This window comes from Mesorhizobium sp. B283B1A (assembly GCF_020165735.1).
Taxonomy (GTDB): Bacteria; Pseudomonadota; Alphaproteobacteria; order Rhizobiales; family Rhizobiaceae; genus Mesorhizobium; species Mesorhizobium opportunistum.
In genome coordinates this window covers 1-7,452 of record NZ_JAIUIQ010000085.1, presented here as the reverse complement: position 1 = coordinate 7,452, position 7,452 = coordinate 1, and the positions used below count along the sequence as shown (strand labels likewise).

Annotated in this window: 7 protein-coding genes; 3 read left to right on the top strand and 4 right to left on the bottom strand. The window is 59.2% G+C overall.

Annotated elements, in window-relative coordinates; genetic code table 11:
- Positions 1-81: 81 nt before the first annotated feature.
- Positions 82-453 (bottom strand): endonuclease domain-containing protein, encoded by a 372-nt coding sequence (locus tag LB577_RS32900; RefSeq protein WP_224690545.1) that lies wholly within the window; start codon positions 451-453, stop codon positions 82-84.
- 90 nt (positions 454-543) lie between these two features.
- Positions 544-1,608, bottom strand: coding sequence for a TadE/TadG family type IV pilus assembly protein (locus tag LB577_RS32895; RefSeq protein WP_224690544.1), 1,065 nt, complete (start codon positions 1,606-1,608; stop codon positions 544-546).
- 208 nt (positions 1,609-1,816) lie between these two features.
- Here LB577_RS32895 and lepA point away from each other — a divergent pair, with 208 nt between their 5' ends.
- Positions 1,817-3,622, top strand: coding sequence for a translation elongation factor 4 (gene lepA, locus LB577_RS32890; protein ID WP_140572313.1), 1,806 nt, complete (start codon positions 1,817-1,819; stop codon positions 3,620-3,622).
- Here lepA and LB577_RS32885 read toward each other — a convergent pair.
- Positions 3,598-3,789 carry a hypothetical protein gene (locus LB577_RS32885; protein ID WP_224690543.1) on the bottom strand — a complete coding sequence of 64 codons (192 nt, stop codon included), beginning with the start codon at positions 3,787-3,789 and terminating at the stop codon, positions 3,598-3,600. The genes lepA and LB577_RS32885 overlap by 25 nt on opposite strands.
- 669 nt (positions 3,790-4,458) lie before the next feature.
- Positions 4,459-6,360 (bottom strand): ATP-dependent helicase, encoded by a 1,902-nt coding sequence (locus tag LB577_RS32880; protein ID WP_224690542.1) that lies wholly within the window; start codon positions 6,358-6,360, stop codon positions 4,459-4,461.
- Between the two features lie 197 nt (positions 6,361-6,557).
- Between LB577_RS32880 and LB577_RS32875 the strand changes: the two genes are divergently transcribed.
- Together LB577_RS32875 and LB577_RS32870 are read left to right on the top strand one after the other, a co-directional pair.
- Entirely contained in the window at positions 6,558-7,067 is a 510-nt protein-coding gene (locus LB577_RS32875; RefSeq protein ID WP_224690541.1) for a hypothetical protein, read from the top strand.
- A gap of 288 nt (positions 7,068-7,355) precedes the next feature.
- Positions 7,356-7,451 (top strand): hypothetical protein, encoded by a 96-nt coding sequence (locus tag LB577_RS32870; protein WP_023769288.1) that lies wholly within the window; start codon positions 7,356-7,358, stop codon positions 7,449-7,451.
- The last annotated feature ends 1 nt before the right edge of the window (position 7,452 follow it).

Below are 7,452 nucleotides of genomic sequence, written 5' to 3'. Positions count from 1 at the left end.
CTCCGCTGGAGCACCCCTCATCCGTCTCAGCGCTGTCGCGCCGATCCACCTTCTCCCGCAAGGGGAGAAGGAAGAACGCTCCTATCGCCAAGGCTGCAAACTCCTGTCCCTCACGTAGGCGATGATCGTGTCGCAGACAGCATTCATGTCCTTCAGGACATCGTCGTTCCAGAAGCGCAGGATGCGAAAACCCTCCGCCTCGAGCTCTCTCTTGCGGATCCGGTCGGTATCCGAGTCCGCGTGCTGGCTGCCGTCGATCTCGACGATCAGCCCGGCCTCAGGGCAAACGAAATCGGCAACATATTTTCCGATAGGCATTTGACGCCGGAACTTTATCCGATCGAGCCTGCGGTCGCGCAGTTCCTGCCAGAGCCTGCCTTCCGCTTCCGTCGTGTCGCGCCGAAGCGAACGGGCAAAATTGCGTTTGGCGGGGGCGACGGGTTGATGCGGCATGGCGCCAGATTAGCCTGCCGCAGCGTTCCGTCCAGCGCCCCCTCTGGCCTGCCGGCCATCTCCCCCACAAGGGTGGAGATCGGCTGTTTCCTACTGCGTCAGCGCCGTGGCAGAGGGCCGCTTGTTGAAGTCGCATTTGCCGGTGACGTTGTAGAAGAAGTCGGCGTTGCTGACAGGCGCCGGGACCGTGTTGCCGCCGTCTTCCCAGGCCTGATAGCTTGTCGCGCCGCAGGGCACGATGCTGAAGATATCGACGGTCTGACCGGTCGCGGTCTCGGTCAGACTGTTCGCGTATGCCCCGTTATAGAGCCGGTTGGATGTCGCCGGATCGTTCGACATCAGCTTCTTCGGGTTACCGGACGGCACGTCCATCTGCAGATAGAGGCCGCCCATCGTGCTGACATCGACCGCCGCGCCGGCGCTGTTGGCCGGGTACATCGTATCGACACAATAATATTTCGTGCCGCTCGCGTCGGTCTTGAGGCTCACGCCGTTGGGCGGGTTGTTGCCGACGGTGCAGACCTGGTTCTGGACCAAGGTGGTGACGGTCTTCCCCGCTGAATCGGTGGTGAGGACGCTGACGTTGGTGGTGCCGTAGCCCTTGGGGTCCTTGGTGTTGCCGTAGGTATAGGCGACCGTCATCAGCGGCTTGGCTACCGTCGCACCGAATTGCGTGCCGTAGAGGGTCATCGTCTTGTTCCAGTAACCCGACACCCCGGTGACCTTGAAGGTCGCGTTTACCAGCGACGGCGGCTTGCTGACCGCCGACCCGACGGCAACCGGCACGGTGTCGATCCGGGCGATTTTCATGAAAATGGTCGGCATGGCGAAACTTGCCGTGGCCCGGGCGGTGGTGGCGGCGGTGGCGGTACCAGCCACAAAGCTGTTCAGCGTCGCGGTGCCTTGTCCGCCGTTGGCGATGAAGGAATCCTGCAGCGCCGCCTGGCGCTGCGCCAGCGTCGAGGTGGTATCCATGGTTGTGACCGACAGCAGCGCCGCATCCAGCGCCTGCTGCTGGTTGGACCGGGTCTGGACCGCGCTGGTATAGTCGACCGAGAAGCCGACCGCGGATATGATCGGCACCAGCATGAGAAAGAACAGCGGCATCATCGACCCGCTGCGTGAACGGGCGAACCCGCTGGCAACCCTGCGCATTTCGCAACCCCCAAAGGCATTAGAAGCTGCGCAGGTACCACGCAGCCCGCAAACCAAGGTCTAACGCGATAGATCAAAGTTTAGGCATTGCTGGCCGCCGAGCCGGTATTCCGGGCTTTTTGGCGCGGCTCACCGCTTTGTGATCGATAGGGCAGCCCTTGGCCCGCAAGCCTTGCCGCCGCTTGCCGCCCCTGCTAAAGCGCGCGGCATGAGCACGCCCCTCGACCACATCCGCAATTTCTCCATCGTCGCCCATATCGACCATGGCAAATCCACGCTGGCCGACCGCCTGATCCAGTCCACCGGCGGGCTGGAGCTGCGCGACATGAAAGAGCAGGTGCTGGACTCGATGGATATCGAGCGCGAGCGCGGCATCACCATCAAGGCGCAGACGGTGCGGCTGAAGTACCGCGCCAACAATGGCGAGGACTATATCCTCAATTTGATCGACACGCCCGGCCACGTCGACTTCGCCTATGAGGTGTCGCGGTCGCTCGCCGCCTGCGAGGGCTCGCTGCTGGTGGTCGACGCCTCACAGGGCGTCGAGGCGCAGACGCTGGCCAATGTCTACCAGGCGATCGACAACAACCACGAGATCGTCGTGGTGCTGAACAAGGTCGACCTGCCGGCCGCCGAGCCGGAGCGCATCCGCGAGCAGGTCGAGGAGGTGATCGGCATCGACGCTTCCAACGCCGTGCTGATCTCGGCCAAGACCGGCCTTGGCATCCCCGATGTGCTTGAAGCGATCGTCCACCAGCTGCCGCCGCCGCGCGAGGGCGATGCGTCGGCACCCTTGAAGGCGATGCTGGTCGACTCCTGGTACGACGCCTATCTCGGCGTCATCGTTCTGGTGCGCATCATCGACGGCGTGCTGAAGAAGGGCCAGACCATCCGCATGATGGGCACCGGCGCCAAATACCTTGTCGAGCGCACCGGCGTGTTCACGCCCGCCCGCATCAATGTCGACGAGCTCGGCCCCGGCGAGTTCGGCTTCTTCACCGGCTCGATCAAGGAGGTGGCCGACACCCGCGTCGGCGACACCATCACCGAGGACAAGCGGCAGACCGCGCATGCCTTGCCCGGCTTCAAGCCGGCGCAGCCGGTGGTGTTCTGCGGCCTGTTCCCGGTCGACGCCGCCGATTTCGAGGATCTGCGCGCCGCCGTCGGCAAGCTGCGCCTCAACGACGCGTCCTTCTCCTACGAAATGGAAACCAGTGCCGCGCTCGGCTTCGGCTATCGCTGCGGCTTCCTCGGCCTGCTGCATCTGGAAATCATCCAGGAGCGGCTGGAGCGCGAATTCAACCTCGACCTGATCGCCACCGCACCCTCGGTCGTCTACCGGCTGCTCCTCAATGACGGCTCGATGAAGGAGCTGCACAACCCGGCCGACATGCCCGACGTGGTCAAGATCTCGGCCATCGAGGAGCCATGGATCCGCGCCACGATCCTGACCCCCGACGACTATCTCGGCGGCATCCTGAAGCTTTGCCAGGACCGGCGCGGCATCCAGGCCGACCTCTCCTATGTCGGCAAGCGCGCCATGCTGACCTACGATCTGCCGCTCAACGAAGTGGTCTTCGATTTCTACGACCGGCTGAAATCGATCTCCAAGGGCTACGCCTCGTTCGACTATCACCTCACCGACTACCGCGAGGGCGATCTGGTGAAGATGTCGATCCTGGTCAATGAGGAGCCGGTCGACGCGCTCTCCATGCTAGTCCACCGCACGGCGGCGGAAAAGCGCGGCCGGCAGATGGTCGAGAAGCTCAAGGAGCTGATCCCGCACCATCTGTTCAAGATCCCGATCCAGGCGGCGATCGGCGGCAAGGTCATCGCCCGCGAAACCATCTCGGCGCTGCGCAAGGACGTGACCGCCAAATGCTACGGCGGCGACGTCTCGCGCAAACGCAAGCTGCTGGACAAGCAGAAAGAAGGCAAGAAGCGGATGCGCCAGTTCGGCAAGGTGGATATCCCGCAGGAGGCGTTTATTCAGGCGCTGAAGATGGGGGATTGAGGAAGCCGGTTGGCGCGCAAAGCGCGCCAAGGAGGCAGCAGCCCGCCCGCCAGCGCGGCGGTGATGCTGCGCGGTGGAGAATTATTCTCCGGGCGGCGGCGCAGGATGATCGCCGGGCGCAGGCGGCGGCTCTCCCAAATCCGCAGCAATCTCTCGAAAAATGCCATCGATGTTTGCAAAGATTAGCCGGCCTAGCTCTGCAACATCTGACGCATCACCCAGCCGAATTAGCCTCATTGTGCGTAGGCATAGTACTGCGATGTCGTCCGGCGAGTTGGCTGCGGTCCGATAGGCAGGCAGGAAAGAAGATAGAAGCCCTCGAACCAACCTAATATCGAGGCGGGGTTCTGCGGTGTTCCAGACGTGTATTGCGACAGAACGGTCCGCAATACGAAGGCCAAAGTTGGGGGTGAAGCTAACAGAAAACCTGGCCTCAGGGCTCCGCATTGTTGCGGGAGGAAACTCCAAAACTGGTCCTGAATTTTGAGACCTCCAAATTGCCAACCGCCGCAGACCTAGCTGAGCAGACTGTCTTTCCGACAGTTTCGCAATTGCTAAAGTGGCCGCCAGTACGTCCTGCAAAGCCTCTCCAGACATTAGTCGCCGGGAGAGCCGACGGAGACTGCTGTGAAAGTCGTACCCACCATCCCTCGGGACAGATCTCCGGCGCAGCTCAGTTCGCTGTGGCCGGACATTCATATGGACGACGCGCAAGAACGCGGAGATTCCGAAGGCCGGCATGGAGGTGCCCTCCCAAATTTCGATTCGCACTTGCTAATATACACGAAAATTCTTGCTTTGTTCTCCATCCCCCACGCACGTTCAGACTTGAAGCGTCACCGCCTGGTGGCTGCCGGTCGATTTGGCCCTAGTTCTGCAAGAAAGCGACTTGCTAGCGCGTTTGCATTCCCGTTGTTTAGGTTGAATGCTTCGGCGTATCCGAATTGTCGAAAACTTGATAAAGTCAGTTCCCCCGGTTTGTTTTCATCTGGTATCGATTTAACTCTCGTTAGCGCGACGTAAAATAGTCGCCGCTGCTCTTGCTGCTTTCTTTCTACCTCTGCTTGGGGGTCGTTTGCCTCCGGAAATCTGGGGAGAAGGCCATCCACTAGACTTGTAATATATACGATTGGACTTCCAAGCCCCTTGCTTCCATAGAGCGTCATTATGCGAACGTATTCGACTTCATCTGGATAATTTGGCTCGTAGATTTTTTCTAGAATGAGCTTACGGACGTCGCCGATCTCGGTATCGTCGTCGACCTCGCCCTCGAACAGCTCACGGATACGTACGAAGGAAGGGTCACCCGGAGGAAAAAGCGCGTCTAAAACGCCAGGAGCGCTGTCCATCTCAGAGATCATTTCAATTTCATCCCGGATCTCTCTAAACCGAGCTCTCAGAGTCTGGCATTGCGGCAGTTGCAAGGTGCCGGCCTCGGATCGCTCAAGGGCCTCCCATGGAGACATATTCTCATCAATGCATTTTGCGCATAGCCGCCGGTATTGCCCTGCTCGAAAATCATTGCTCCCATATCCTAACAGCCATCTGAGCGCAGGCCGGTCATCCCGATTCCCTGCCACCATAAGAAGCGCCAGCTTCTCCGTAACGTCCGCCGTTTCAAGTTCGCTTTCGGATAGGTAGTCGCGGCAGGCGATACCTGCCTCACGAAGGGCATCTGAAATCAACAATCCGAGCTTCTTCCGGGGGGTAAGAACGATGATGTCGCCCGGATTGGCACCGGCAGCTACCTTCTGTACTATGTCCGCAGCAATTCCATTGGCTTCTTCATCGATTCCCGCAAATTGGACTACACTGACAATACCGTCTCCGTTCGCTTGGCGAGCCTCCAGTGGATGCGCGTCGCCTCCAGGGTTGTGGGCGATTAGGCTGTTTGCCATCGAGACTACTCGACCTGGGCAACGGTAACAGGTCGTCAATTCGTGATCGGACCGATCTAAGTTGTCATCCTCCCACTCGATTATTCCCTCAGGGTGCGCATGCTTAAAGCTATAGATAGATTGATTTTCATCGCCGACAATAATAAGATTCGAATCTCTTCCAAGTAATTTCACCACACTTTGTTCAACCTTGTTCAGATCTTGATACTCGTCGATCAAAATATAGTCGAACATATCAAACTCGGGAGAGGCGGGGTTGTCTCTGAGATAGATGTATAGAAATGGGATGGCCTCTCCGAGGAGAATGCATTTGTGAAATGTCATCCATCTGACAAGAGCTTGCCGAAATTCGCGGTCGATTGCGTCAGCCGCCTCGACAGGGTCATCATCTTGAGACCGGGCAAAGGCGGCTTCATATGCCTTGATACGCTTCTCGCGTGCGCCTTTGTTACCAAATCGGTTGTCACTGAGATCATACAGGAGTGGCTCAATCTCGAAATTCAGAAGTGGTCTTGTAACTCGGCCAAGTGCATTAATCACTTGCTGCTTTCGGAGTATCCGCATTGAGAAGCTATGTAGAGTTCTCGCCTGAATCTCATCTGCACCCTCGACATCAAGCTTATTCAGTTCTCGCCGAACGTCTTCGGCAGCTATCCGAGTAAAGGTGACAGCTAGAATTCGCTCCGGATCGGCACCACTCTCGATTAGACGAGCGACACGCCTCCTCATTGAGAATGATTTTCCTGTGCCAGGACCTGCAATCACACGAAGCCTATTCGCCTCGTCAGCAGCTATTTCATAAGCCGGTGTTCCAGCCGGCAGATTGTCATCCCAAGCCATTATCCCCCCCGCTCTTTGTTATTTCGTTGAAAAGAATAAAATATTATAAAGCTGCATCTTCACTTAGCTCAAGACATTTTTTAAACGATAGGGCACGCTCTGGTGTGAGATTGCTGCGGCTGGCATCTTCATCAACACTGCACCTTTTAGAAGGCTCCACCCTAGCGTATCCTTCTCCTAGCCTTGGGAGACATCGCATGCGCACCACCTCAGACACCGTCGCGGCAACCGGCCTCGCCATCGGCGGTGCCTTCGGCCTGGCCGGCACCTTCGTCGCCAGCGCGCCGTTGCGCGAAACGCTCTGGACGATCGACGGCGCAGCGCTGGTGGTGGCGACGGCGCTACTGACCATGAAATATCAGCGGCTGGGCAATGACTGCGTCGCCGCGGGCTTCCTGACTTTCCTTGCCGGCGAGACGCTGCTGATGGCCGGCAATGCGGCGGGGTTGGAGGCCAGCGTGCCCTCCTATGTCGGCGGCATCTCGCTGTGGGCGGCGGGGCTGGTGGTGGTCAGCGTGCCCAGGACATTTGCCCTGTGGATGCGGCTCACCGCGCTGGTGGCCGCCGTGCTGTTTGTTGTCTCGGCTTGCATGATCCTCCGGGGCGCGCCGTTGCTGCCGACCTCGGCGCCGCTGCCCGCTGCTGGTTATCCATTCCTGGTGCTGACTTTTATCGGGTGGATCTGGACGCTGCTGAGGGAGCGGTGAGGGGGCGCCTTACCTTCTCCCCTTGCGGGAGAAGGTGGATTGCCGCGAAGCGGCAAGACGGGGTGCTCCAGCGGAGTGAGGCGTTGGTGTTTTTTTCAATCTCGTAATTGTCTGACGGTATCGCCAAGCTGGAACACCCCTCATCCGACCTCGCTTCGCGAGGCCACCTTCCCCCACAAGGGGGGAAGGGAAGAACGCGCTTCACCGCCCAATCCGCACCCCCCACATTGACATCGCGCGAATACCGGCGTCATTGAGCGCCGGCCATTGGGGGCTAGGGGATTATCCATGAAAAAGATCTATGAAAAGCCGTCGCTGAACAAGCGCGAGAAGCTCTCGGCCGTGACGGCCATCGCCTGTCCGATCTCGCAACCGTGTGGGTGAT